Here is a 25136-nt window from a genome sequence, read left to right on the forward strand (position 1 = left end):
GAGCGCATGTGCCCCCAGGACTCGTGCACACAAAGTAATCCTACGATCACCCGTCCAGCCACGGCTCACACGGAAACGCCACCATTCGCCACCCCTTCGAATGAACTCACGCACGCCTCCTCGCGATTCACTTGACACAGCACAACCAGGAGCGGGTGCAGCGATGCACTGAGGGGCGCGTGTCGTCGAGCACACCACCCTTGACACTCCCGGGCGCTGAGTGAACGGACCGCCACTCGGGAAGGCGGAAACAGAGAGTCACGCAGAGCGACCGCTGCGTAACCACCGGTGCGTCGGACCCGTTGGAGGGGGCATGGGCTTCACGATCGGCATCAGCCGGGGCATGCGCGACATCCGGTCGGGCTCGCGCCGCCGCGGCCGCACGTCGGACGGCACGGCCGTGGCCGAGTACACCGGACTGTGGGGCTGGGACGTGGTGCCGGGCGCCCGGGCCTCGGCGGGCGCCTGCTCCTGCGGCCGCAGCGACTGCCCGGCGCCGGGCGCGCATCCGCTGGACTTCGCGCCGGTGATCCCCGCCGGGGCGACACTGGGCGACGTGACCGAGTCCTGGGGCGAGTTCCCCGGCGCCTCGGTGATGCTGCCGGTCGGCCGGGCGTTCGACGTCATCGAGGTGGCCGAACCCGCCGGCTGCCGTGCGCTGGCCCGGCTGGAGCGCATGGGGCTGCCCGTCGGCCCGGTCGCGGCGACCCCGGACGGCCGCGCCCACTTCTTCGTCGCCCCCGGCGCCGCCACCGATCTGCCCGGTCTGCTCTACCGCATGGGCTGGGACGACCCGGCCTCCCTCGACCTGCGCGGCCTCGGACCCGGTACGCACATCACGGCGCCGCCCTCCGACCGCGGCGGTCTCGGCCCGGTGCGCTGGCTGCGCTCCCCCGCCCTGGACTCGGCGTCCAGGGCACCGGAGGCCCGCCTGGTGCTGGGCACGCTGGCGTATGTGGCCCATAGGTCACGGGCCTGACCCCGGACACGGCGAAGCGCCCGACCCGACGTGTCTCGGGACGGGCGCTTCGCCGTGTCCATCCGGTTCTCCGGAGGTGCTCCACTCGGCTGGTCCGGAGCTCACTCCCCGATAAGGGCGTCAACGAACGCCTCCGGCTCGAACGGCGCCAGATCGTCCGCGCCCTCGCCGAGCCCGACGAGCTTGACCGGAACGCCCAGCTCGCGCTGGACCGCGACCACGATGCCGCCCTTGGCCGTGCCGTCCAGCTTGGTGAGCACGATGCCGGTGATGTCGACGACCTCGGCGAAGACCCGCGCCTGGACCAGGCCGTTCTGGCCGGTGGTGGCGTCGAGCACGAGCAGCACCTCGTCGACCGGAGCGTGCTTCTCCACGACCCGCTTGACCTTGCCGAGCTCGTCCATGAGGCCGGTCTTGGTGTGCAGGCGGCCGGCGGTGTCGATGAGCACGACGTTCGCGCCCATCTCCTTGCCCTCCTTGACCGCGTCGAAGGCGACGGAGGCCGGGTCGCCCTCCTCCGGTCCGCGCACGGTGTGGGCGCCGACGCGCTCACCCCAGGTCTGGAGCTGGTCGGCGGCGGCGGCCCGGAAGGTGTCGGCGGCGCCCAGGACCACGCTCTGGCCGTCCGCGACCAGGACGCGGGCCAGCTTGCCCGTGGTGGTGGTCTTGCCGGTGCCGTTGACCCCTACGACCAGCACGATGCCCGGCTTGCGGTCCTCCGGCTCGGTCTTGACCACGCGGTCCATGTCGCGGCCGACCAGCGTGAGCAGTTCCTCGCGCAGCAGGGTGCGCAGTTCGACGGGGGTGCGGGTGCCGAGCACCTTGACCCGCTCGCGCAGGCGCTCGACCAGTTCCTGGGTGGGCTGCACGCCGACATCGGCGGTGAGCAGCGTGTCCTCGATCTCCTCCCAGGTGTCCTCGTCGAGGTGCTCGCGCGACAGCAGCGTGAGCAGCCCCTGACCGAGGGCGTTCTGCGAGCGGGAGAGACGGGCCCGTAGCCGGACCAGGCGACCCGCAGTGGGCTCCGGGATCTCGATCTCCGGAGCTTCGACGGGCGGCTCCTCGACGGTGACGGGAGCCGATCCGTCCGGAAGATCCACCTCCTCTATCGTGCGCCGCGGTTCCTCCCGCGGCGTCTCGGCCTCGTCGCCGACATGCGGCTCGGCCGGTGGGGCGGTGATGTCGGGCGCTGCGGGCGGGGGCGGGGGCAGCTTCTTCTTGCGCCGGCTGCCGACGATGAGCCCGCCGAGCGCGCCGAGCACGACCACGGCGATGACTACAGCAAGGATGACGATGTCCATAACGCGTCCAGTATCAGCCATGGGCCCCCGGGTCACCCCGCTCGCGCCGCCCTGCGGGGCCGAGGGCCGCCGGATCTCCACACCCCTGGATGTCTGACGCCCCGTCAGCTAACGTCCCCCCGGACACCCGCCCGGTGAAGGGAGCCGTCCCCATGCCCGTCACGGTCGCACGCTTCAACCTCGTCGCTCCCGGGGCCGGACCCGCGGAGCTCGGCGCCCGCTACCGGGCGGCCCTGGAGATGGCCTCGTACGCCGACGACCGGGGCGTCACGACGGTGCAGACGGAGGAGCACCACGGAGCCGACAACAACTGGCTGCCGTCGCCGTTCGCCTTCGCGGGGGCGGTCTTCGGCGCGACCCGGCGTGTCGCGGTCACCGTCTCGGCGATCATCGGCCCGCTGCACGACCCGCTGCGGCTGGCCGAGGAGATCGCCGTACTGGACCTGCTGAGCGGGGGCCGGCTGGTGACGGTCGCGGGGATCGGGTACCGGCCCGAGGAGTACGACCTGTTCGGCGTGGACTTCGCCCGGCGCGGCCGGCTCCAGGACGAGCTGCTGGAGACGCTGCTGAAGGCGTGGACGGGCGAGCCCTTCGCCTACCGGGGCCGCACGGTCCGCATCACCCCGCGCCCGTACACCGACCCGCACCCGCTGCTCCTGGTCGGCGGCTCCTCCAAGGCCGCCGCCCGCCGGGCCGCCCGGCTCGGCCTGCCCTTCTTCCCCAGCGCGCATCTGCCGGAGCTGGAGGCGTACTACAAGGACCGGCTCGCCGAGTACGGCACCGAGGGCTGGGTCATGATGCCCGCGGCCGAGACACCGCTGCTGCACGTGGCCGACGACCCGGACCGTGCCTGGGCGGAGTACGGAGAGCACTTCCTGCACGAGGCGCGGACCTACGCCTCCTGGCAGTCGGGCGGGGTGCGCTCGGCGGTGAAGTCGACCGCGACGACCGTCGGGGAACTGCGCGCCGAGGGCGTGTACCGCATCCTCACGCCCGAGGCGTGCGCGGAGCTGGGCCTGGACTCCTATGTACTGCATCCGCTGGCGGGCGGAATGCCGGTGGAGGAGGGGTGGCGGAGCCTGCAGCTCTTCTGCGAGCGGGTGCTGCCGGGGCTGACGGCCTGACGCCCCCGCCGGACGGTGTGGGGCTCCGAGATGGTGCGCTCAGTGGCTGCCTTCCGGTCCTGGGCGGGAGCAACCTGCTCGTCGAAGTGGACGAGGTGCCCGGCTTCCTGCGGGGGGGGTGGCGCTGCCGCGGGGGACCTCGATCCGATCGCTGCCACAACCGAACGGCGGCGCGGCATCACGGAGCGCCGGGACCGGCTCGGGTCACGGCTGCGGAACACCGAGGCGACCGCCCTGCGCCCCGGGCAGCTGCGCCGGCGTCCTGATCCAGTGAGACGACAGACCGCCGCCCCGGCTCGGGCAGTGGCCGAACCGGGGCGGCGGCGGGTTACGGGGAGAGGGGCAGCGGGGACTTTGGCCCTTCTCCCCGAGTGCGGGGCGGGCTCAGCCCATCTCCTCCAGGGCCTTGCCCTTCGTCTCGCTGACGAACTTCAGGATGAAGGGGATGGAGAGCGCGGCGAAGGCCGTGTAGATCACGTACGTCATGGAGAGGTTCCACTCGGCCAGCGACGGGAAGCTCGCGGTGATGGCCCAGTTGGCGATCCACTGCGCGGCGGCGGCCACGCCCAGGGCGGCGGCGCGGATCCGGTTGGGGAACATCTCGCCGAGCATGACCCAGACGACCACACCCCAGGACAGGGCGAAGAAGAGGACGAAGACATGCGCGGCGATCAGGGCGATCCAGCCCTGCGCGGCCGGCAGCGTGCCGTCGACCAGGGGGTGCGAGAACGCCCAGGCCTCCAGCGCCAGGCCGACGACCATGCCGACCGAGCCGATGATCGCGAGCGGCTTGCGGCCGATGCGGTCGACGAAGATCATCGCGATCACGGTGCCGACGATGTTGATGATCGACGTGGTGAAGGAGTAGAAGAACGAGTCCGCCGGGTCGACGCCGACCGACTGCCACAGCGTCGAGGAGTAGTAGAACGCGACGTTGATGCCGACGAACTGCTGGAAGACCGACAGGCCGATACCGATCCAGACGATCGGCTTGAAGAAGAAGCTTCCGCCGAGCAGGTCCTTGAAGCTGGACTTGTGCTCGCTGGTCATGGCGTGCTCGATCTCGGCGACGCGGGCGTCCAGGTCGATGTCCTTGCCCTCGACCTGGGTGAGGATCTCCCGGGCGCGCTCGTGCTTGCCGACGGAGATGAGGAAGCGCGGGGACTCGGGGATCCGGAAGGAGAGCAGGCCGTACAGGACGGCCGGGACGACCATGACGCCGAGCATGACCTGCCAGGCCTCCAGGCCCATCAGCTCGCCGCGCTGGTCACCGTCGGCGGCGTTCAGCAGACCCCAGTTGACCAGCTGCGACACGGCGATGCCGATGACGATCGCGGCCTGCTGGAAGGAGCCGAGCCGGCCGCGGTAGGCGGGCGGGGCGACCTCGGCGATGTACGCCGGGCCGATCACGGAGGCCATGCCGATGGCGAAGCCGCCGACGACGCGCCAGAAGGCGAGGTCCCACAGGGCGAAGGGGAGCGCGGAGCCGACGGCGCTGACCGTGAAGAGGACCGCGGCGATCTGCATGCACCGGATACGGCCGATGCGGTCGGCTATCCGGCCGGCGGTCGCGGCGCCGATGGCGCAGCCGATGAGCGCGACGGCGATGACCTGTGCGAGGGCTGCGGAGCCGATGTCGTAGCGGCCGCGGATGGCCTCGACGGCTCCGTTGATCACGGAACTGTCGTAGCCGAAGAGGAAACCGCCCATCGCGGCCGCCGCCGCGATGAAGATGACGTGCCCGAGATGTTCGGGGTGAGCCGTCCTGGCTCCGGACTTGGGTGCCTGCGCTGTGCTGGTCACGTGTACTCCTCAGGCCACCGGCAACGCTGCCGGAGGGGATCAGCCCTTCGAGGTCCACCTGAAGGTACCTGAAGGTAAAAGGAACGTTGCCGAGACTATGCCTTCAAGTTTCGAAGTCAATAGGTCGGGAGACGTGAATCTGCGACAGGAGTGTGGCGAGGATGTGTTCAAGAATTGAAGCCACTGAGCGTCGCAGGTGAGACCGGTGTAGACCGCATCCATCTAGCGAAGGCGCTGGCTGATGACCTTCGACACACCGTCGCCCTGCATGGAGACGCCGTACAGCGCGTCGGCGACCTCCATCGTGCGCTTCTGATGGGTGATCACGATCAGCTGCGAGGCCTCCTGCAGCTCCTGCATGATCCGGATGAGCCGCTGGAGGTTGGTGTCGTCGAGGGCGGCCTCGACCTCGTCCATGACGTAGAACGGGCTGGGCCGCGCCTTGAAGATCGACACGAGCAGCGCCACGGCGGTCAGCGACCGCTCCCCGCCCGAGAGCAGCGACAGCCGCTTGACCTTCTTGCCCGGCGGCCGGGCCTCGACGTCCACGCCCGTGGTGAGCATGTTGTCGGGGTCGGTCAGGATCAGCCGCCCGTCGCCGCCCGGGAACAGGCGCGAGAACACGCCTTCGAACTCCCGGGCCGTGTCCCGGTAGGCCTCGGTGAAGACCTGCTCGACCCGCTCGTCGACCTCCTTCACCACCTGGAGGAGGTCCGCCCGCGTCTTCTTCAGGTCCTCCAGCTGCTCGCTGAGGAACTGGTGGCGTTCCTCCAGTGCCGCGAACTCCTCGAGGGCGAGCGGGTTCACCTTGCCGAGCTGCTGGTAGGCACGCTCGGCCGACTTCAGTCGCTTCTCCTGCTCGGACCGGAGATACGGCTTCGGCCGGTTACGCGGGTGCTCCGGGTCCTCCGGCAGCTCCTCGCCCTCGGCGGGGGGCGAGGGCGGCACGAGCTGGTGCGGTCCGTACTCCGCCACCAGTCCGGCCGGTTCGACACCCAGCTCCTCCAGCGCCTTGGTCTCCAGCTGCTCGATCCGCAGCCGCTTCTCGGCGCCGAGTACCTCGCCTCGGTGGACCGAATCCGTCAACTTGTCGAGTTCGGCCTTGAGATCGCGTCCCTCGGTCCGGGCGCGGGCGAGTTCCTGCTCGCGGCGGGCCTTGGCGGCCTCGGCGGCGGTGCGCTCCTCGTCGGCCCGGGCCAGGGAGACCTCGACGTGCGCGAGCAGCTGCCGTGCGCCCGTGCCGACGGCCTCGGCGACGGCGGCCTCGTGACGCAGCCGGGCCCGCCGCTGCTCCGCACGCGCGCGTGCCTCGCGTTCCGCGCGGGCGGCCCGGTCCAGCGAGTCGGCCCGTCCGGCCAGGCCCTTGACCCGTTCCTCGTGTGTACGGGCCTGGAGGCGGGCCTCCATCTCAGTCTGGCGGGCGTTGGCACCGTCGGCGGCGAGCCGGTCCCGTACGGAGGTGTCGGGCTCCTCCTCGATCGGCATCTCCTCGGCGACGGCGAGTCGCTCGGCGAGCTCCTCGACCTCGGCGAGGGCCTTGTCGAGGGCTTCCTGCGCCCGGGCGGCGGCGGCCGTGGACCGCTCGGCCTCCCCCGCCGCGCCCCGGGCCTGCCCGGCGAGCCGGCCGAGCTGCTGGGCGACGGAGGACTTCTCCCGGTCGGCGGCCCGGCGGCGCTCCCCCACGTCCTCGACGAGCGCGGCGCACTCCTTGCGCCGTTCGACGGCCTCGTGCTGGGCCTCGGTCAGCTCCTCGCAGCGCACCGCCAGCTCTTCCAGCTCTGCGGCGGCCTCGTCGACGGAGGCCTGTACTTCGAGGAGGCTGGGGGCGCCGGCGGACCCGCCGTGGGCGAAGTGCGCGCCGAGGAGGTCGCCTTCGGCGGTGACGGCGGTGAGGTCGGGGTGGGTGTAGACGAGGTCTTCGGCGTCTTCGAGGGTGTCGACTACGACGATTCCTCGCAGGAGGCGGCGTACGGCGGGCATCAGCTCGGCGGGGCCCCGGACCAGGTCGGCAGCGAAGTCCCGTCGTTCGTCCGCGGGCTCGTCGGGGCTGGTCGCGCAGTTCCCCGCGCCCCCGGGGGCGGTAGCTCCTGCCAAGAGCAGAGTGGCCCTGCCTCCGTCCTGTTTGCGGAGGAGTCTGATGGCGTCGGCCGCTGATGCCGGGGTCGTGACCGCGATGGCGTCCGCAGCCGCTCCGAAGGCAGCCGCGAGGGCGACCTCGTGTCCGGGGGTCACCGTCAGGAGTTCCGCTGCCGGACCGAGCAGGCCGGAGAGGCGGTCCTTCGCCGCGAGCAGTATTCCGGTGCCGTCCTTGCGGCGCAGGCCAAGCGCCAGGGCCTCGTGGCGGGCCTGGGTCGCGGCGCGCTTCCGTTCCGCCGCCGTGGCCGCCTCGCGGGCTGCCGTCAGGGCGGCCTCGGCGTCGGCGAGCCGCTGCTTCGCGGCCTCGTGCTGTTCGGCGAGTTCGACGTCGCCCGCGTCGAGGCCGTCGACCTCGGCCTTGAGGGCCTCGTACTCCTCCTGGGCGGCGACCGCCCGCTCCTGGGCCTCGTCGCGGGCGGCGGCCAGGCGTTCGATCTCGGCCTGGGCGGAGGACGCGCGCGAGCGGGCCGCGTTGACCTGGCCGCTGAGCCGGGCCAGTCCCTCGCGGCGGTCGGCGATGGCACGGGCGGCGTCCTTCAGGCGCCGTTCCTCCTGGGTGAGCGCGCGCTCCAGCTCGGCGCGGTGGGAGACCGTGTCCTCCAGGGCGCGTTCGGCCGCCTCCAGGGCCGCCTCCAGCTCTGCCTCCTGCTCGCGGATACGGGCGGCCTCACGCTCCATGTCCTCGGGGTCGCGGCCACGCCGTTCCTCGGGGGGCGCGGAGGTGGCGCTCTTCACGCGGGCGTCGGCCAGCGAGATCGTGCCGCGCACCCGCTCGGCGAGCTGGGAGAGCTCGTACCAGGTCTGCTGGGCGCGCTGGAGGCGCGGTGTGAGCTGCCGTACCTCGTCCTCCAGGAGTGCCTCGCGCTGGAGGGCCTTCTTCAGCTCCTGCTCGGCGCCTTCCTTGCGCTCCTTCAGCGCGGCCTCGTCGGCGACCTCGGCGTTGAGGGCTTCCTTCAGCCGTACGAGGTCGTCGGCCAGCAGCCGCAGGCGGGCGTCGCGCAGGTCGGCCTGGATGACGGCGGCCCTGCGGGCGACGGCGGCCTGGCGGCCGAGGGGCTTGAGCTGACGCCGGAGTTCGTCGGTGAGGTCCTGCACGCGCGCGAGGTTGGCCTGCATGGCGTCCAGCTTGCGCAGCGCCTTTTCCTTGCGCTTGCGGTGCTTGAGGACGCCGGCGGCCTCCTCGATGAAGGCCCGACGGCCCATGGGATCGGCGTGCAGCACGGAGTCGAGCTGGCCCTGTCCGACGATGACGTGCATCTCGCGGCCGATGCCGGAGTCGGAGAGGAGTTCCTGGATGTCGAGGAGGCGGCAGGTGTCGCCGTTGATCTGGTACTCGCTGCCGCCGTTGCGGAACATGATCCGCGTGATGGTGACCTCGGCGTACTCGATGGGCAGGGCCCCGTCGGAGTTGTCGATGGTCAGGGACACCTCGGCGCGGCCCAGCGGGGGGCGGCCGGTGGTGCCGGCGAAGATGACGTCTTCCATCTTGCCGCCGCGCAGCGATTTGGCGCCCTGCTCGCCCATGACCCAGCTGAGCGCGTCCACGACGTTGGACTTGCCCGAGCCGTTCGGTCCTACGACGCACGTGATCCCCGGTTCGAACCGGAGTGTGGTCGCCGAGGCGAACGACTTGAACCCGCGGAGGGTCAGGGCCTTGAGGTGCACGCCGCCGGACTCTACCGCCCGGGTTCGTCTCACTCCATGAACCCACGGTTTCGCCGCTGAACGCGCAGGGCACACCACACGTTAAAGACGGTGAAAGGATGCGGGGGAAAGAAAGAAGGGACGCCGATGGCGTCCCTTGCACTTCTGACAACTTAGCGGTTATGACGGGCGGCCCAACCACTGCTGTGCTGTTGTGGAGCGGTGCAGTGATCAGGTGAGCGCAGGCTCCGCCTGGTGTGCGTCAACGCTCTCCATGATCCTGTCGTGAGAAGCGGCAGCCGTCAGCGCCTCGTTCTCAGCCTGGATCCGTCCGAGCTCGGATTCCAGGTCCTGGACGCGCTGCTGGAGCCGTCGCATCTCGGCGAGGAGTCGAGGGTCGGAGCCGCCGACGTAACCGAGAAGCGCCTTTGCCATGATGGATGGTCCTCCACAATGCGTGACCGACCGATGCGGTGTGGGTCGTGAGGGATTCGCACCCGCGATGCTTGGCAGGGCCTGGAGTTGTACCGCCGTTCAGCCATGCCAAACAGCTAAGGTGCGCGGGGCTTTCAGCGTCTCACCAAAAAGTTTGACGGTCAACACGATCACGCCCCGTATTGGGGGCCGACCGGGCGCGCGCGGCCTGATACGGCGGCACTGCGGCTTCTGCGGGGCCCTCGGGGCGTGGCGATCATCCTTGCGTGCGGAGCCTGCCAAGGCAAGCGATTCTTGGCAATCACCAGCCGGTTTCCGTCCGGGGCGGCCCTCGGCGGCCTGTTCGCGGGCGCCTCTGAGGGCCGCCCGCCGGTGTGGGATCAGCGGATGGCGAAGCCGTCGTAACCGCCGCGAGGTGTGTCCCAGATCTCGGTGACACCGTCGACACGGCCGGGCGTGTCGTCACCCTCGAGCCACTCCAGCAAGCCTTCACAGCCTTCTCGCGCGCCCTCCGCGACCACTTGGACGCGGCCGTCGCCCAAATTGAGAGCAAAACCACTCAGGCCGCCGATCTCCAAGGCCTTGGCCCGCGTGAACCAGCGGAAACCCACACCTTGGACGCGTCCGCGCACCCAGGCGACCAGTCGCACATCCTCGCTCATGACTGCAACCTAACCGCCCAAACTCCCTCGGGCGCACTTCCTTCACTTGCGCCATGCGGTACCGTCCCCACCCAACGAATCTCATATGAAACTCACACCATCGAGTGAGTTTGGTGTTGATCTCGAGGACGAGTCGACCGCCAGGACGAGGAAGGCCAGAACATGGGACGCCACCGTCGCTCCGACGCCGGCCGCGCCGACACGGGCAGCGCCACGGGGATCATGCAGGCCGACGGCACCGCGGAGGGCCACGATCCGCTGTACGGCGGGGAAGACGCCCCGACCATGGGCATCGCGCCCTATCTGAACCCGGAGGCGTACGCCGACACCTACGCGCGGAGCGAGGCCTACCTGTTCGAGACGGAGGCCCCCGCGGCGGGTGACGGGTACACCATTCCCCGCCAGCGGACCGCCGAGACGGCCGTCTTCGCGAGCGACGGCTTCACCCCCGAGAGCGGCCCCCGGCGGGCGGGCTCGCACCGCCGCCGGAAGAAGGCCGCACGGCCGATGCGCACGGGCCTGCTCGGCGTGTCCGCCGCGGTCGCCATAGGCACCGTCGCGGTGGCCACGGGCGCGGTCCCCGGCCTCGAGAACTACAAGCTCGGCGGCGACGGCGGCGCCGACAAGGTGCAGGCCGCGGACACGCCGACCAACACCCCGACCGAGCAGGGCGGCACCTCCGGCAGCGCCGACGACCGGGGCGGCACGCCCACGAGCCGGGACGCCGAGCGCTCCCTGTCGCCGTCGCCGTCCGCCTCGACGTCGTCGGCCGCGCCGACGAAGACGCCCGAGAAGCCGGAGAGGACGCAGGAGAAGACGCCGGAGAAGAAGAAGCCGGCGGCGACCCCCAGCAAGAAGCCGGAGAGCACGCCCTCGCGCACGGCCACGAAGGCGCCCGAGAAGCCCAGCGCCCCCGCCGCCCTCTCCGAGGAGTCCGCCGCCGCGGCCCAGGTGCTCAAGCTGGTGAACGAGGAGCGGGCCAAGGTGGGCTGCAGCGCGCTCGCCGCGAACAGCGCGCTGACCGATCTGGCGCAGAGCTACAGCGAGGACATGCGCGCCCGGGGCTTCTTCGACCACACCGACCCCGACGGCAAGACGCCGTGGGACCGGGCCGAGAAGGCCGGGATATCCAACCTCGGCGGGGAGAACATAGCCCGCGGCCAGGCGGACGCCGCGGCCGTGATGGATGCCTGGATGAACAGCCCCGGCCACCGCGCCAACATCCTGAACTGCGACTTCAAGACGCTGGGCGTCGGTGTCGAGCTCGGGTCGGGCGGCCCCTGGTGGACGCAGAACTTCGGCTACTAGACGCTCCTCGGTGCACTAAGGCGCGCTAACCAGAAGTTAGCGCAACCTGTTGGCGAGCGCTGTGCTGGCGTATTCTTGGGGGATGACCACCACCCAGGAGCTCACGGAGGGGCTGGACGATCTCCCGTACAGCGTGTTCGCCAAGGCCTGCCCTTCTCGTGGCACGCTCGAGCACGCCACGGGCCGCTGGGGCGGCCTCGCGCTGAGCGCTCTGTACGAGGGGTCGCTGCGCTTCAACGAGCTGCGCCGCCGGGTCGACGGTGTGAGCGAGAAGATGCTGTCCCAGACGCTGCACGCGCTGGAGCGCGACGGTCTGGTCCACCGCGAGGCCCAGCCGACCAACCCGCCCCGCGTGGACTACGAACTGACGCCGCTGGGACGCGGAGTGGCCGAGCGGCTGCTCGCCCTGATCCACTTCGTGGAGGGCAGCATGGACGACGTCCTGGCCGCGCGCGAGCGGTACGACTCCGCTAGGGCGTGATCCGAGGCGGCCGCTGGCACTTCGGGCAGTAGTAGCTCGACCGGTTCATCCAGGACCGCCGGCGCATCGGCGTGCCGCAGCGCCGGCAGGGCAGACCCTCGCGGCCGTACGCGTCGAGGGACCGGTCGAAGTAGCCCGACTCGCCGTTGACGTTGACGTAGAGGCTGTCGAAGCTGGTGCCGCCCACCGCGAGGGCGGAGTTCATCACGTCCCGTACATGGCCCAGGAGCAGCAGTGTGCGCGGACGGGTGAAGGTCGCGGTCGGGCGTTCGTAGTGGATACGGGCGCGCCACAGGGCCTCGTCCGCGTAGATGTTGCCGACGCCGCTGATCAGCGACTGGTCGAGCAGGGCCCGTTTGATCGTGGACCGCTTGCGGCGCAGCGCCCGGTGGAAGGCCTCCTCGTCGAAGAGCTCGTCGAGCGGGTCGCGGGCGATGTGCGCGATGACGTCGGGCAGGCCCTCGGGGGTGTTGTCGTGCAGCGACAGACCTCCGAAGGTGCGCTGGTCGACGAAGCGGAGCTCGGTGTCGAGGGCGTCCGTGAAGCGGGCGCGGATGCGCAGGTGCTTCTCGTCGGGAGCCGCGTGCGGCTGCACCAGCAGCTGGCCGCTCATGCCGAGGTGGGCCAGGATCGACTGGTCCGTGTCCTCCAGGGGCAGCCACAGGTACTTGCCCCGGCGGCTGGGCGTGCCGATGCGATGGCCCTTCAGCCGGTCCGCGAAGTCGGCGCCGCCCGCGAGGTGGCGGCGCACCGCGCGCGGGTGCAGCACCTCGACCTCGGCGACGGTCCGGTGGGCGACCCACCGCTCCAGGCCGCGCCGTACGACCTCGACCTCGGGCAACTCGGGCATGGGCTCCCCCGGTGTACGAGCCGAGCGCCCGCCCCCGGGCAGGGGCGGGCGCTCGGGTGCGCTGTTTCTGTTCGGTCAGGCGGATGCCGGCTCGGGGCCGGCGCTCTCGTCGGCGGCCTTCTGGGCGGCCGCCTCCTTGGCGCGCTCGTCCGCCGCGGCCCGGATGGACCTCCAGGCGGACTCGGCGGCCTGCTGCTCCGCCTCCTTCTTGCTGCGGCCGGTGCCGGTGCCGTACGAGACGCCTCCGACGCGGGCGGCAGCAGTGAAGGTCTTCTCGTGGTCGGGGCCGGTCTCCGTGACCAGGTACTCGGGCACACCGAGCCCCTCGGTCGCGGTGAGCTCCTGGAGACTGGTCTTCCAGTCCAGGCCGGCTCCGAGGTTCGAGGACTTCTCGATCAGGGGGTCGAACAGACGGTGCACGAGCTCCGCCGCGGACTCCAGTCCCTGGTCGAGATAGACCGCACCGATCACCGCTTCGAGGGTGTCGGCGAGGATGGACGCCTTGTCCCGGCCGCCCGTGCCCTCTTCACCGCGGCCGAGCCGGATGAAGGAGCCCAGTTCGAGCCCACGGCCCACCTCCGCCAGCGCACGCGAGTTGACCACCGCGGCCCGCAACTTGGCCAGCTGGCCTTCGGGCAGGTCGGGGTGGGTTCGGTACAGCGTGTCCGTGACCACGAGACCCAGGACGGAGTCCCCGAGGAACTCCAGGCGCTCGTTGGTCGGCAGACCGCCGTTCTCGTACGCGTAGGAACGGTGGGTCAGCGCACGCACCAGAAGGGCGGACTCGAGCTTGTACCCGAGCCGCCCTTCCAACAGCGTGTGGGACGAGGCCTGGTTGTCCGCAGAGTTTTTCTTCGGCGTGGACACAGTGCCTCTCACCAGCCGCTCAGACCTCGAGGACCTGGCGCTTGTTGTAGGTGCCGCAAGACGGGCACGCGATGTGCTGCTGCTTGGGCTCGTGGCAGCGCTCGCACGCAACCAGGGTGGGGACCGCAGCCTTCCACTGCGACCGGCGGTGGCGCGTGTTGCTGCGCGACATCTTCCGCTTCGGAACAGCCACGGCTACTTCTCCTGCTTCTCGTCGACGCCAGGTTCGGCGCCGCTCATCTCGTCCTTCTCGCCGTCCTTCATGGTGCCGGCGAGTCCCTGCAAAGCCGCCCAACGGATGTCGACGGCGTCGTGGTGGTGGTCCGGGTCGTCCGCCAGTCGCGCGCCGCACTCGGCACACAGACCAGGGCAGTCTTCCTGGCACACCGGCTGCATCGGCAGTGCGAGCACCACCGCATCACGCAGCACGGACTCGAGGTCGAACAGGCCGTCCTCGAGGAAGAGCCTGTCCTCGTCGTCCTCGGCGTCGTCGCCCGGTTCCGCGATCACGCGGCCCCGGTCGTCGGCGTCAGGGTACGAGAACATCTCCTGGAATTCCGCTTCGACGTCGAGCTGAAGCGGCTCCAGACACCTTACGCACTCCCCCTCGGCCCCGGCACGGGCGGTGCCTGTGACAAGCACCCCTTCCAAGACCGACTCCAGACGGAGTTCGAGCTCCACCGGGGCGCCTTCCGGCACTCCGATGACTCCCTTGATACCGAAATCCTTGGGAGCGTCGACCGTGCGGGTCAGGCGCTGCAGCGCACCGGGCCGCCGGCCCAGCTCGTGCGTGTCGAACACGAGGGGGTTGCGGTGGTCGAGGCGGGCGTTCAGAGCCATTCCTGCTTTCGATCTTGCGAGCTGAGAGGGTTGCCGCCCTTCGGTGTTCCGGGCAGCGTGGATCGCGGACGTACGCGCGACCGAAGAGCCAGGATACTGGACCTTTCGCTGTCGGCCCAATCCGGTGCTCAGCCGTTGCCGCGACCCTGCTCGTAGGCCCTCAATTGCTCGGCGCTGATCATGCCGGTGTCGAAGAGGCTGGTCTCGTCGAGGGCGTATCCCTGCTGGCCCTGGTGCCCCTGCTGGACCTGCTGGACCTGGTTCGGGTCGTAGGCGGCCTGCTGGGCGTCGTAGCCCTGGAAGGGGGCACCTCCCGCCGGAGCGTAGCCGGAGGTGGGGGCATAGGGATCGGCGTGCTGGTAGCCGTACGGGTCCTGCTGGGCGGCGTAGGCCTGCTGCTGGTAGCCGCCGTAGGGGTCGGGCTGCTGCGGGACGGGGGCACCGCCCGCCGGAGCGTAGCCGGAGGCGTAGGCCGGCTGCGGCTGTCCGTAGTCCTGCTGCTGCGCGGGCTGCCCGGCCGGGGGCTTCTGCTCCCCCAGGGCGGCCAGGTCGGCGAGGTAGTCGGCGTCGCTGGAGTGCTGGACCGTGCTGAGATCGTCGGCGAGGGCGCCGAGGTCGTCGCTGGCGATACGGCCGTGCAGCTTCTGCCGGCCTCGGCCGACGGCCTCCAGGGTCTTGGCGAGGACCGCCTCGAAGGAGCCGAGCTTGGCGTGGACGTACTCGTCGGCGGTACGGCGCAGGGTCTCCGGGTCGTGGCTGCGCTCGGGGGCGTCCTCGTCCTCGTAGCCCTGCTCGTCGACGCCGGGGCCGGTACCGAGGAGCTTCTCGCGGCCGCGGCCGACGGAGCCGAGGGTCTTGGTGAGGACGACCTCGAAGTTGGCGAGCTTGGAGTCGACGTAGTCGTCGGCCTCGGCGCGGACCTCCTCGGCCTCCTGGCGGGCCTCGGCGAGGATCCGGTCGGCCTCGGCCTGGGAACGGCGGGCGACCTCGGTGTCGGAGATCAGGGAGCCGCGCTCGGCGTGCGCCTGCCCGATGATGCGCTCGGCCTCCTGGCGGGCGTGCTCGACCATCTGCTCGCGGCCGCCGATCAGCTCCTGGGCCTGGGCGAGCGAGTCGGGCAGCGCCGCGCGCACCTCTTCCAGCAGCGAGAGCAGTTCGGCGCGGTTGACCACGCACGAGGCCGACATGGGCATGGACCGGGCGCCGGAGACCGCGGAGACGATCTCGTCGAGCTTCTTCTGCACGTCCACGGTGTGCTCGCCACTCTCTACGGATGCGTTGGAGACGGACGGGACGACTGTAGTCCCATCAGTCCTTGCGCAGGCGCTCGTTGAGGACCTCGAGGACCTCCGCCGGGACCAGGTGCGAGACGTCCCCGCCCCAGGTCGCGACCTCCTTGACCAGTGAGGACGACAGGAAGCTGTAGGTGGGGTTGGTGGGGATGAAGAGGGTCTCCACACCCGAGAGGCCGTTGTTCATCTGGGCCATCTGGAGCTCGTAGTCGAAGTCGCTGACCGCGCGCAGGCCCTTGACGATGGCGGGGATGTCGCGCTGCTTGCAGAAGTCGACGAGCAGGCCGTGGAAGGCCTCGACGCGGACGTTCCCGTACTCGGCGGTGACCCGGCGGATCAGGTCGATCCGCTCCTCGATCTCGAACAGGCCCTTCTTGGCCTGGTTGATCATCACCGCGACATAGACCTCGTCGTACAGCCTGGAGGCGCGGGAGATGATGTCGAGGTGTCCGTTGGTGATCGGGTCGAACGACCCGGGACAGACGGCGCGGCGCACTTGTGTTCCCTCGCTCTCCGGTCCGGTCATCGTGCGTCTTCGCACGTAGAGGCGGCGCGACCGTACCAAAACGTTCCCTCGCCGTAGCGACGGGCCCGGAGGGCTTCGAAACCCTCGGGCCACCGGAATTCACCGCCTCTGGTGCTGCGCTCCACGGTGACGAGGGCCTCCGGCGCGAGCCAGCCCCCTGAGCGGAGTGTGAGGAGAATCTCGCGAAGATCGTGATCTGTGACTCGGTACGGCGGGTCCAGGAAAACGAGGTCGTACCGCTCGGGCGGCGCCGGGGTCTGGATGATCTGTTCGGCTTTGCCCGACCTCACCTCGGCACCGGGGAGGCCGAGGTTCTTGACGTTCTCGCGGATCGTGCGGGCGGCTCTTGCGTCCGCCTCGACCAGGAGGGTGTGGGCGGCGCCGCGGGAGAGGGCCTCCAGCCCCACGGCACCTGAACCTGCGTACAGGTCCAGGACCCTCTCCCCCTCCAGGGGGCCGCCGAGGAGGGATTGCCAGGTGGAGAAGAGGCCTTCGCGTGCGCGGTCGGAGGTGGGGCGGGTGCCGGTGCCTGGGGGTACGGCCAGGCGACGTCCGCCGGCTGCGCCGGCGATCACGCGGGTCATCTTCGGTCCTTGGTTGTGGGCGGGTTCTGGTTCATTGTGGCTGGTCGCGCAGTTCCCCGCGCCCCTAGAGGGCGACAACCATCAGCCCTTTTCCAGGTACTGCTCCCTTTCCTCGTCCAGGAGGGCGTCCAGAGCCGTCCGTAGTGCGGGCAGGTGGGTCAGGTCCGGGTCGGCCGCCACCACCGCTGTCGCCTCCTGTCTGGCCTCCGCGATGATCTCCTCGTCTTCGATGACGGCGAGCATCCGGAGGCTGGTGCGGGCGCCCGACTGGGCCTGGCCGAGGACGTCGCCCTCGCGGCGTTGTTCCAGGTCGATGCGGGAGAGTTCGAAGCCGTCGAGGGTGGCGGCGACGGCGTTCAGGCGCTGGCGGGCCGCGCTCGCCTCGGGCATCTCGCTGACCAGGAGGCACAGGCCGGGCGCCGAGCCACGGCCGACGCGGCCGCGCAACTGGTGGAGCTGGGAGACGCCGAAGCGGTCGGCGTCCATGATCACCATGACGGTGGCGTTCGGGACGTTGACGCCGACCTCGATGACCGTCGTGGCGACCAGGACGTCGGTCTCCCCCGCGGCGAAGCGGCGCATGACCGCGTCCTTGTCGTCGGGCTGCATACGGCCGTGCAGGACCTCCACCTTGAGGCCGCTCAGCGGGCCCTTGGAGAGCTGGTCGGCCACATCCAGGACGGCGAGGGGCGGGCGCTTCTCGGCGGCGTCCTCCGGGGACTCGGGAGACTTCTTCCTGCCGGACTTCTTGGGGTCGTCCTCCTCGTCGCCGATGCGCGGGCAGACGACGTACGCCTGATGGCCGTTGCCCACTTCCTCGCGGACCCGTTCCCACGCCCGGGCCAGGAAGTGGGGTTTGTCGGCGGCCGGGACGACATGGCTGGCGATCGGCGAGCGGCCGGCCGGGAGCTGGTCGAGGACGGAGGTCTCCAGGTCGCCGAAGACCGTCATGGCCACCGTGCGCGGGATGGGCGTGGCGGTCATGACCAGGAGGTGCGGGGGCTGTTTGCCCTTGCCGCGCAGGGCGTCGCGCTGTTCGACGCCGAAGCGGTGCTGTTCGTCGACCACGACCAGGCCCAGGTCGTGGAAGCGCACCTTGTCCTCGATCAGCGCGTGCGTGCCGATGACGACGCCGGCCTCGCCGGTGGTGAGGTCGAGCAGGGCGTGACGGCGGGCGGCCGCGCCCATGGACCCGGTGAGCAGCACCACCTTGGTGGCCTGCTCGGCCCCGCCCAGCATGCCGCCCTCAGCCAGCTCGCCCATCATCTCGACGACGGACCTGTGGTGCTGCTGGGCGAGCACTTCGGTGGGCGCGAGCATGGCGGCCTGCCCGCCGGCGTCGACCACGGCGAGCATGGCGCGCAGGGCGACCATCGTGTTGTGGGTGACGGTGAAGTTGTCGGTGATGTAGGCATGGCTCGGGTGGGCAACACTGATGCACTGGACGGGCTTCCGTCCCACGTACTCGACCGCCCGGATGCCGCGCCGGAACGTGTGGTACTTCGGCCTTGCGCGCACGCGTTCGGCCTTGCGGGTGAGCCGGAACGGGGCGTACTCGTCCGGCAGGGCCACGGACACGTTGTACGCGGCCTTCTTCGGCAGTACCCGCGCCCGGCCGCCCAGAGACCGCACGAGCCAGGCAACGTCCTCCGCGAGTCGGCGCGAAGCCGAGCAGAAGGAGACGCTCAGGCCGTCGGCCTGGATGGTGCCGTCCGTGTCCAGAAGCCCTTGCAGCAGGGCGAGACGGTTCTTGACAGGCGTGTTCTTGAAGTCGTCCGGGACGAACTTGCCGTGGGATGTGACTCCCCAGAGGCCCCACTCCCGCAAGGCCTGGATCACGGGATTGCGCACGTCTCCCGCACGCCGCGCGAGCTGGATCGTGTAGTCACAGTGCGATCCCTTCACCGGTACCAGCCGGCATTCGGGGGTCATTGCCGTGGCCACCGCTTCGCGGATCTCGTCGTCGGTGGTGGAGAGGCGCAGATTGTGCCGGAACGAGCCGTCTCCCAGCAGCAGACCGAACAGGTACGGGTCGAGGGGCAGCCCGGAGTCGCCGCCGAGATCGACCGGCTTCGCCGCTGGGATGTACCACTTCGACGACCCGTTGGCCTTGAAAGTGTCGAGACGGATCTCCCGGGTCGTCATGACCTTGGGCGCTTGACCGCGGTGCCACCCGCAACTCGTACCGACGATCCAGAGGTGCTCGTCGTCGCACTCGACGGAACTCCCGTCGGACAGAACCAGGCGCCACACATCACGCTCTCCCTGCGGGAAGACGCCGTCGATCAGCGCGATGTCCCCGTCCGGCACCACCACCTCGTCGCCCACCCGTAGGTCTTCCATGGCAGAGAAGCCCGTGGGTGTGAGCACCAGCGCGTCGAGCGGTTGGGCCTTTCCCGAACCGACCTCCCCCTGGAGCAGCCGGTGCATCGGATGGTCGGTGGCCAGGTCGTCGAAGATCTCCCTGGAGACGCGCTGCTGGCCGTCGGTGAGAGTGAAGGGGAGGCGGGCGTCGAAGGAGGCGAGAAGGCCTTCGGGGGTGGGCCTGCGGGGAACCGCCGGGAGTTGGGCGTCCGCGTGGCGGCGGCGGGCCAGGGCGACCTGGAGGACGAAGGCCTCGTCCCACTTGAGGCGGGCGCGGGCGTCCTCGATGTCCGCCTTGGTGTGCGGGCGGTGGATCTTCAGCAGGGCTTCGGGGAGGGGGACCAGGCCGCGGCCCTGGCGCAGGGAGTCCGGCAGCGGGTCGACGGCCTCCTGGGCCGTGGGCAGGACCGTCTGGAGCGCCTTGCCGATCTTCCAGGACTCCAGCTTGGCGGTGGCGGGGTAGATCGGGATCAGTGCGCCGGCCCAGGTCTCGACGGACTCTTCGGGGTCGTCGGGGTTGCCGCGCAGCAATTCGTAGGCCGGGTGGGCGAGTTGGAGGCGGCGGTTGAAGACGGAGACCTTGCCCGCGAACATCGCGCGTGTGCCCGGCAGGAGTTCCTTGTGGGGCTTGTGAACGCCGTTGCCGAAGAAGACCAGTTGGAGGCGGCCGCTGCCGTCCGTGATGGTGACCTCCAGGCGCTGGCCCTTGCCGCGCGGGGCCTTGGCGGAGGCGAAGGTGTGCAGGCGGGCGTCGGCGACCTGGGCGACCACCGTGACGTGCTCGTCCATGGGGAGCTCGGCGAGGTGGGTGAGCTGGCCGCGCTCCTCGTATCTGCGCGGGTAGTGGTGGAGGAGGTCTCCGACGGTGAGCAGGCCGAGGTGCTCGGCCATCACCTTCGCGGTGGCGGGGCCGAGCACCGACTTCAGCGGTTGTTGCAGCGGTTCTTCCAGTGCGGGCACGAGATCCATTGCACACCACACCACTGACATTGCCGTAGAGGCCGCGGCGGACGTTGCCGTATACGTCCCGGAAATCCCTGGTCAGACGGCTGGTTCGGGCCTTAGGATGGCGCGCTCCCGGCCCTTCTTCGCGGTCACCGCCCCACCGGGACCGCCCGACCCCGCGCCGTCGCGAGTCCCCCCATCGGCGCCGTGATGATGGATTCCGAGACCTCACAGGCTTTCCAGGCACCCCGTTCGCCCCAGTCACCTCATACGTTCCAGGTCGACCTGCGTGGTCTGGTGGACCTGCTCTCCCACCATCTCTACTCCAGTCCCAAGGTGTATCTGCGCGAGCTGCTGCAGAACGCGGTGGACGCCATCACCGCCAGACGCGCGGTTGAGCCCGACGCCCCGGCCCGGGTGCGGTTGACCGCGCGGGACGGCACCCTGCGGGTGGAGGACACCGGCGTAGGGCTCACCGAGGCGGACGTGCACAGCCTGCTCGCCACGATCGGGCGCAGTTCCAAGCGGGCCGAGGGTCTTCAGGAGGCCCGCTCCGACTTCCTCGGGCAGTTCGGCATCGGACTGCTGGCCTGTTTCGTCGTGGCCGAGCGGATCCGGGTGGTCAGCCGCAGCGCCCGTACGCCCGGGGCGCCGCCCGTGGAGTGGACGGCCCGGGACGACGGTTCGTACACCGTGCGGACGCTGCCGGACGCCGAGCGGCCCGAACCCGGCACGACCGTGCATCTGGTGGCCCGGGCGGGGGCCGCGGAGTGGCTCACGCCCGAGCGGGTCGCGGCCCTGGCAAAGGACTTCGGATCGCTGCTGCCGTACGACGTCAGGGTGGGCGACGAGGCCGTCACCGACCTGCCGGCGCCCTGGGACCGTTCGTATCCGAGCCCGGCCACCCGCCGTGTCGCCCTCGCCCGGCACTGCCACGACCTGTTCGGCTTCACCCCGTTGGACACGATCGACCTGGCCGTGCCGCTGGCCGGCATCCGCGGGGTGGCGTATGTGCTGCCGTCGGCGGTCAGCCCGGCCCAGCGCGCCGGGCATCGCGTGCATCTCAAGGGCATGCTGCTCACCGAGCGGGCCGAGCAGCTGCTGCCCGACTGGGCGTTCTTCGTGCGCTGCGTGCTCGACACGGACAGCCTGCGGCCGACGGCCTCGCGCGAGTCGCTGTACGAGGACGAGACGCTGGCCGCCGTACGGGAGGCGCTGGGCGAGCGGATCCGCGGGTGGCTGACGGGCCTGGCGGCCGGTGATCCGGAACGGCTGGCCGCGTTCCTTTCGGTGCACCACCTGGGTGTGAAGTCGCTGGCCCGGCACGACCGCGAGATGCTGCGCACGATGCTGCCGTGGCTGCCCTTCGAGACGACCGACGGGCGGCTGTCCCTGGAGGAGTTCGCGCAGCGGCACCCGGTGGTGCACTTCACGCGGACCGTCGAGGAGTACCGGCAGGTCGCGCCGATCGCGTCCGCGCAGGGCATCGGCGTGATCAACGGCGGTTACACGTACGACAGCGAGCTGGTGGAGGCCTTGCCGTCGGTGCGGCCGGGGACCGTGGTCGCCGAGCTGGACGCGGACACGGTGACCGCCCATCTGGACGACGTCGACCCGGCCGAGGAGCTGGCCCTCTCGGACTTCCTGGCGGCGGCGCGGGCCCGGCTCGACCGGCTGGGCTGCGATGTGGTGCTGCGGGCCTTCCACCCGCTCTCGGTGCCCGCGCTGCACCTCGACGACCGGGACGCCCGGCACGAACAGGCCCGGGCCGACGCCGAGGCGCAGGCCGACGACCTGTGGGCGGGCATCCTCGGCTCCCTGCGCGGCAGTGCTCCACGCGCGCGCCTGGTGCTCAACCACCTCAATCCGCTGGTCCGGCGGATCAGCGCGCTGCACGACCCGGAGCTGATCGGCACGGCGACGGAGTCGCTGTACGGTCAGGCGTTGCTGATGGCGCAGCGGCCGCTCAGGCCCGCCGACTCGGCGCTGCTCAACCGCGCGTTCATCGGTCTCCTGGAGTGGGCCACGCACAGCGAGGACGGTCAGGCATGAGTGAGATCACCGACTTCGACGCACTGCGCCGGGCGATGGCGGAGAACTCCGACGAGCCGGAGGGGCCCGCCCGCAACGCGCGCGCGGAGGAGCTGCTGACGGCGGCCGAGAAGCTGAACATCCCGCTCGCCGTGATCGAGGCCCTCGGGCACCAGCTGAAGGTCTACAACTACAGCTCCGAGAAGGGGAAGATGTTCGTCCCCTTCGCTCGTCTGCTGCGCCTGTGGGACGAACACCCCGAGGACTTCGACGAGTACGAGACCCACTCGCTGCACTGGGTCTTCAAGTGGGTGTCGTCCGGCATGCTCGACCAGCCGCACATCCCGCTCGCGTCGATCGAGAAGTGGCTCGGCGAGATGGAACACCGCTACCGGCTCGCCGGGCACTCCGAGCGGGCCGTGCGCAGCGCCGAGCACAGCGTGGCCGCCCATGTCGGGGACATCGCGCGGGCCGAGCGGGCGTACGCCGCGTGGCTGGCGGCCGACCGGGACAGCATGGCCGACTGCCACGCGTGCGAGCTGCACGGGCAGGGCTGGTGGCAGGCGGAACAGGGCCGGGACGCGGAGGCCCTGGAGCTGTGGCGGCCGGTGCTGGAGGGCGAGTACGCCTGCGCCCACGAGCCGCACACGGCCCTCGCCTCCTCCCTGGTGCCGCTGCTGCGGCTGGGCCGCCCGGACGAGGCACGCGCGCACCATCTGCGGGGCTTCCGGCTCGTACGGCCCATGGAGAGCATGCGGGGCGCGTACGCGGAGCACGTGGAGTTCTGCGCGCTGACCGGCAACGAGGCGCGCGGTCTCGAGCTGCTCGCGGAGCGGCCCGCGTACTTCACGGACGACGGGCAGCCGCAGAGCAAGCTGGACTTCATGAGCGTGGTGGCCCTGCTCATGGACCGCCTGACCGGACTGGGACTGGGCGACCGGCAGGTGCCTGGCCCGGCCGGCCGGGAGTGGACCGCCCGGGAACTGGCCACGCACGCGCGTGCGGAGGCCCTCGCCCTGGCGGCGCGCTTCGACGAGCGCAACGGCACGGCCCACGTCAGTGAGCGGGCACGCGCGCGTATGGCGCGGCAACCCCTGGTGGAGCGGCTGCCGCTGGGGGTGCGGTCGGTGCGGACGGTCCCTCCGCCCGCTCCCCCGGCCGTGCCGGCCGCTGTCACCGGGCAGCCCGGTCTGCCCGCCCTGCTGGCCGAGGCACGGCGGCTGTCGGACACCCTGCGGCCGGGCGCCGTGGAGGCGTGGGCGGCGGTCGCCGGGGCCGCGGCGGACGACGAGCTGGACCCGCGCGACCGGGCCGAGATCGCGGACCACGAGGCCATGGGCCTCGGCCCCGGGGGTGCCGCGCTCTTCGAGCGGGCCGCCGGGCTGTACGCGGAGGCGGGCGATCCGGGCGAGGCCCTGGCGGCACGCGCGCGTGCGGCGTACGTACGCGCTCTCGGGGGCGAGGTGGCAGACGCGGTCACAGCCGTGGCCGGCCCGTACGACGAGATCCTCGCGCTGCACGCCGCCGGCGGCACGGGCCTGCGGCAGACGGCGTCCGTCCTGATGGGCCGGGCCCGGATCCTGATGCGCCGGGCGCACGCGGCCGAGGGTCCCGGGACGGAGGCGGTGCTCGCCGAGGCCGAAGCCGCCGTCCGCGAGGTCCTGGCGCTCGTCGACGGGCGGACCGGGGAGGACGTACGGCTGGCCGCGCGGGCCGCCGAGGCGCAGGTGATGCTCGGCGAGCTGGCGGGACTGGCCGGGGATCTGAGGTCGGCCGCGGAGCTGTTCGCGCGGGGCGCGGCGGCGTTCGTCGCGGCGGGGCTGCCCTGGTTCGCGGTGGAGTACGAGGCCCGGCTGGCCTCCCTGGCGCACCACCTCGACGACATGGCGGAGGCGGAACGGGCGCTGCGGGCGGCCCTGGAGCACGGCGGGCCGCAGCTGGAGGCGCCCGGCCGGGCGCAGCTGCACCTCCAGCTCGCCGAGGTGGTCGGCGGCCGGGGCGAGGCCGTGGAGGCCGCGGAGCACGCCCTGCAGGCCGCGCACTGGGCCGATGAGGCGGGCGAGAGCGCGACGCTGGGTGCCTGGGCACGGCAGCAGCTCGGCGGGTTCCTGCTGCGGCAGGAGCGGTGGGCCGAGGCGGCCGAGGTGCTGGAGTCGGCGCTGCCCGATCTGACCGCCGAGACTCACGGCGACGGGGCGGTCGTGCAGACGCAGTGGTGGCTCGGCGACTGCCTGAGCGAACTCGGCGAGCACCGCGCGGCGGCCGAACGGCGCCTGCAAGCGGCCGAGATCGCCCGGCACTGGCCCGAGCAGGGCGACCACGCCACCCTCGCCCATCTGGCCGGTGAGTCGCTCGGGCAGGCCGGGCTGGCCGCCGAGGCGGACCGGGCCTACACGCGCGCGGGTGACCTGTGGCGCGAACTCGGCAACACCCACGGGCTGGTCCGCTCCCTGCGCGCCCGCGCCTGGCTGGCGTTGCACGAGCGGGACGGGCAGGAGGAGGCACGCGGCCTGATGGCGGGCGCTGTGCGGGATTGCGAGGCGGCGCGGGACACGGCCGCCGACGAGGAGTCCCGGCTCCGGCTCACGGCCGAACTCGGACACACCCACCGGCAGTTCGGCGACCTGCTGGCCCGCTCCGTCTCCGAGGAGGTCGAAGACGCCTCGACCCGGGCCGTGCTGGAGGAGGCCCTGTCCCAAGTGGTCCGGTCGGCAGAGGTGTTCGCCTCGCTCGGGGACGGCGCCCTGCACAGCCGCACCGGTGCCGAGCTGGCCGCGGGCTGGCTGGAGGCCGACCTGGGCCGCTCGGCCGAGGCCGGGGCACGCGCGCGTGCGGTGCTGGCGGCGTACGAGGGGCACGGCGGCTCCGACGGCACGGGAGCCGTCGAGGACCAGGAGGTGCGGGCCCGGCGGGCGGAGGCCGGGCACATGCTCCAGGCCGTGGCGGAGCGGCAGGGCTGAGGTC

General features: G+C 71.3%; 19 protein-coding genes. 6 read left to right on the forward strand and 13 right to left on the reverse strand.

All coding sequences use genetic code 11. The features are described from left to right. Positions 1-313 precede the first annotated feature (313 nt). Positions 314-979: a bifunctional DNA primase/polymerase gene (locus tag ACFT32_RS33895; RefSeq protein WP_382496920.1), complete on the forward strand. Its 666-nt coding sequence runs from the start codon at positions 314-316 to the stop codon at positions 977-979. A gap of 101 nt (positions 980-1080) precedes the next feature. On the opposite strand, the gene ftsY is transcribed toward ACFT32_RS33895, so the two are convergent. Beyond that, on the reverse strand, positions 1081-2280 hold the full coding sequence (gene ftsY / locus ACFT32_RS33900; protein WP_382496923.1) for a signal recognition particle-docking protein FtsY: 1200 nt from the start codon (positions 2278-2280) through the stop codon (positions 1081-1083). 152 nt (positions 2281-2432) lie between these two features. Here ftsY and ACFT32_RS33905 point away from each other — a divergent pair, with 152 nt between their 5' ends. Continuing rightward, on the forward strand, positions 2433-3404 hold the full coding sequence (locus tag ACFT32_RS33905; protein WP_382496926.1) for an LLM class flavin-dependent oxidoreductase: 972 nt from the start codon (positions 2433-2435) through the stop codon (positions 3402-3404). Between the two features lie 384 nt (positions 3405-3788). Here ACFT32_RS33905 and ACFT32_RS33910 read toward each other — a convergent pair whose 3' ends face one another. The 4 genes from ACFT32_RS33910 to ACFT32_RS33925 all read right to left on the reverse strand — a co-directional run bounded on the left by ACFT32_RS33910 (position 3789) and on the right by ACFT32_RS33925 (position 10084). After that, entirely contained in the window at positions 3789-5207 is a 1419-nt protein-coding gene (locus ACFT32_RS33910) for a sugar porter family MFS transporter (RefSeq protein WP_382496928.1), read from the reverse strand. Between the two features lie 222 nt (positions 5208-5429). Then, positions 5430-9008, reverse strand: a complete 3579-nt coding sequence (gene smc / locus ACFT32_RS33915) for a chromosome segregation protein SMC (RefSeq protein ID WP_382496930.1) — start codon at positions 9006-9008, stop codon at positions 5430-5432. Between the two features lie 210 nt (positions 9009-9218). Beyond that, positions 9219-9422: a hypothetical protein gene (locus ACFT32_RS33920; RefSeq protein ID WP_030852030.1), complete on the reverse strand. Its 204-nt coding sequence runs from the start codon at positions 9420-9422 to the stop codon at positions 9219-9221. Between the two features lie 380 nt (positions 9423-9802). Beyond that, entirely contained in the window at positions 9803-10084 is a 282-nt protein-coding gene (locus ACFT32_RS33925) for an acylphosphatase (protein WP_189727968.1), read from the reverse strand. Between the two features lie 162 nt (positions 10085-10246). Between ACFT32_RS33925 and ACFT32_RS33930 the strand changes: the two genes are divergently transcribed. Beyond that, positions 10247-11392: a CAP domain-containing protein gene (locus tag ACFT32_RS33930; RefSeq protein ID WP_382496933.1), complete on the forward strand. Its 1146-nt coding sequence runs from the start codon at positions 10247-10249 to the stop codon at positions 11390-11392. A gap of 82 nt (positions 11393-11474) precedes the next feature. Continuing rightward, positions 11475-11873: a winged helix-turn-helix transcriptional regulator gene (locus ACFT32_RS33935; protein WP_382496935.1), complete on the forward strand. Its 399-nt coding sequence runs from the start codon at positions 11475-11477 to the stop codon at positions 11871-11873. Here the strand turns inward: ACFT32_RS33935 and mutM are convergent. The 8 genes from mutM to ACFT32_RS33975 all read right to left on the reverse strand — a co-directional run bounded on the left by mutM (position 11863) and on the right by ACFT32_RS33975 (position 20165). After that, on the reverse strand, positions 11863-12723 hold the full coding sequence (gene mutM / locus ACFT32_RS33940; RefSeq protein WP_382496938.1) for a bifunctional DNA-formamidopyrimidine glycosylase/DNA-(apurinic or apyrimidinic site) lyase: 861 nt from the start codon (positions 12721-12723) through the stop codon (positions 11863-11865). The two genes, ACFT32_RS33935 and mutM, sit on opposite strands and share 11 nt — an antisense overlap. A gap of 75 nt (positions 12724-12798) precedes the next feature. Beyond that, entirely contained in the window at positions 12799-13590 is a 792-nt protein-coding gene (gene rnc, locus ACFT32_RS33945; protein WP_382497416.1) for a ribonuclease III, read from the reverse strand. Between the two features lie 19 nt (positions 13591-13609). Beyond that, positions 13610-13783, reverse strand: a complete 174-nt coding sequence (gene rpmF / locus ACFT32_RS33950) for a 50S ribosomal protein L32 (RefSeq protein ID WP_003951102.1) — start codon at positions 13781-13783, stop codon at positions 13610-13612. A gap of 2 nt (positions 13784-13785) precedes the next feature. After that, positions 13786-14430: a YceD family protein gene (locus tag ACFT32_RS33955; RefSeq protein ID WP_382496940.1), complete on the reverse strand. Its 645-nt coding sequence runs from the start codon at positions 14428-14430 to the stop codon at positions 13786-13788. Positions 14431-14558: 128 nt separating this feature from the next. Beyond that, on the reverse strand, positions 14559-15680 hold the full coding sequence (locus ACFT32_RS33960; RefSeq protein WP_382496942.1) for a DivIVA domain-containing protein: 1122 nt from the start codon (positions 15678-15680) through the stop codon (positions 14559-14561). 58 nt (positions 15681-15738) lie between these two features. After that, on the reverse strand, positions 15739-16218 hold the full coding sequence (gene coaD, locus ACFT32_RS33965; RefSeq protein ID WP_053668759.1) for a pantetheine-phosphate adenylyltransferase: 480 nt from the start codon (positions 16216-16218) through the stop codon (positions 15739-15741). Positions 16219-16244: 26 nt separating this feature from the next. Beyond that, positions 16245-16832 carry a 16S rRNA (guanine(966)-N(2))-methyltransferase RsmD gene (gene rsmD / locus ACFT32_RS33970; RefSeq protein ID WP_382496945.1) on the reverse strand — a complete coding sequence of 196 codons (588 nt, stop codon included), beginning with the start codon at positions 16830-16832 and terminating at the stop codon, positions 16245-16247. Positions 16833-16913: 81 nt separating this feature from the next. Beyond that, entirely contained in the window at positions 16914-20165 is a 3252-nt protein-coding gene (locus ACFT32_RS33975; RefSeq protein WP_382496947.1) for a helicase-related protein, read from the reverse strand. A 189-nt stretch (positions 20166-20354) separates the two neighbouring features. Between ACFT32_RS33975 and ACFT32_RS33980 the strand changes: the two genes are divergently transcribed. Beyond that, on the forward strand, positions 20355-22193 hold the full coding sequence (locus ACFT32_RS33980; RefSeq protein ID WP_382497418.1) for an HSP90 family protein: 1839 nt from the start codon (positions 20355-20357) through the stop codon (positions 22191-22193). Then, the gene (locus ACFT32_RS33985) at positions 22190-25132 is read left to right on the forward strand and encodes a tetratricopeptide repeat protein (RefSeq protein WP_382496949.1); all 2943 of its coding nucleotides are present in this window, start codon (positions 22190-22192) and stop codon (positions 25130-25132) included. The genes ACFT32_RS33980 and ACFT32_RS33985 overlap by 4 nt, the downstream gene beginning before the upstream one ends. Positions 25133-25136: the final 4 nt, after the last annotated feature.

Origin of the sequence: Streptomyces sp. NPDC057002, from assembly GCF_042673825.1 — a bacterium.
GTDB lineage: Bacteria > Actinomycetota > Actinomycetes > Streptomycetales > Streptomycetaceae > Streptomyces.

Bases quoted from the DNA above. Each gene is read 5' to 3' on its own strand.
- ACFT32_RS33895 (WP_382496920.1), top strand. From the start codon at position 314: ATGGGCTTCACGATCGGCATCAGCCGGGGCATGCGCGACATCCGGTCG.
- ftsY (WP_382496923.1), bottom strand. From the start codon at position 2,280: ATGGACATCGTCATCCTTGCTGTAGTCATCGCCGTGGTCGTGCTCGGC.
- ACFT32_RS33905 (WP_382496926.1), top strand. From the start codon at position 2,433: ATGCCCGTCACGGTCGCACGCTTCAACCTCGTCGCTCCCGGGGCCGGA.
- ACFT32_RS33920 (WP_030852030.1), bottom strand. From the start codon at position 9,422: ATGGCAAAGGCGCTTCTCGGTTACGTCGGCGGCTCCGACCCTCGACTC.
- ACFT32_RS33925 (WP_189727968.1), bottom strand. From the start codon at position 10,084: ATGAGCGAGGATGTGCGACTGGTCGCCTGGGTGCGCGGACGCGTCCAA.
- ACFT32_RS33930 (WP_382496933.1), top strand. From the start codon at position 10,247: ATGGGACGCCACCGTCGCTCCGACGCCGGCCGCGCCGACACGGGCAGC.
- ACFT32_RS33935 (WP_382496935.1), top strand. From the start codon at position 11,475: ATGACCACCACCCAGGAGCTCACGGAGGGGCTGGACGATCTCCCGTAC.
- mutM (WP_382496938.1), bottom strand. From the start codon at position 12,723: ATGCCCGAGTTGCCCGAGGTCGAGGTCGTACGGCGCGGCCTGGAGCGG.
- ACFT32_RS33955 (WP_382496940.1), bottom strand. From the start codon at position 14,430: ATGGCTCTGAACGCCCGCCTCGACCACCGCAACCCCCTCGTGTTCGAC.
- rsmD (WP_382496945.1), bottom strand. From the start codon at position 16,832: ATGACCCGCGTGATCGCCGGCGCAGCCGGCGGACGTCGCCTGGCCGTA.
- ACFT32_RS33975 (WP_382496947.1), bottom strand. From the start codon at position 20,165: ATGGATCTCGTGCCCGCACTGGAAGAACCGCTGCAACAACCGCTGAAG.
- ACFT32_RS33980 (WP_382497418.1), top strand. From the start codon at position 20,355: ATGGATTCCGAGACCTCACAGGCTTTCCAGGCACCCCGTTCGCCCCAG.
- ACFT32_RS33985 (WP_382496949.1), top strand. From the start codon at position 22,190: ATGAGTGAGATCACCGACTTCGACGCACTGCGCCGGGCGATGGCGGAG.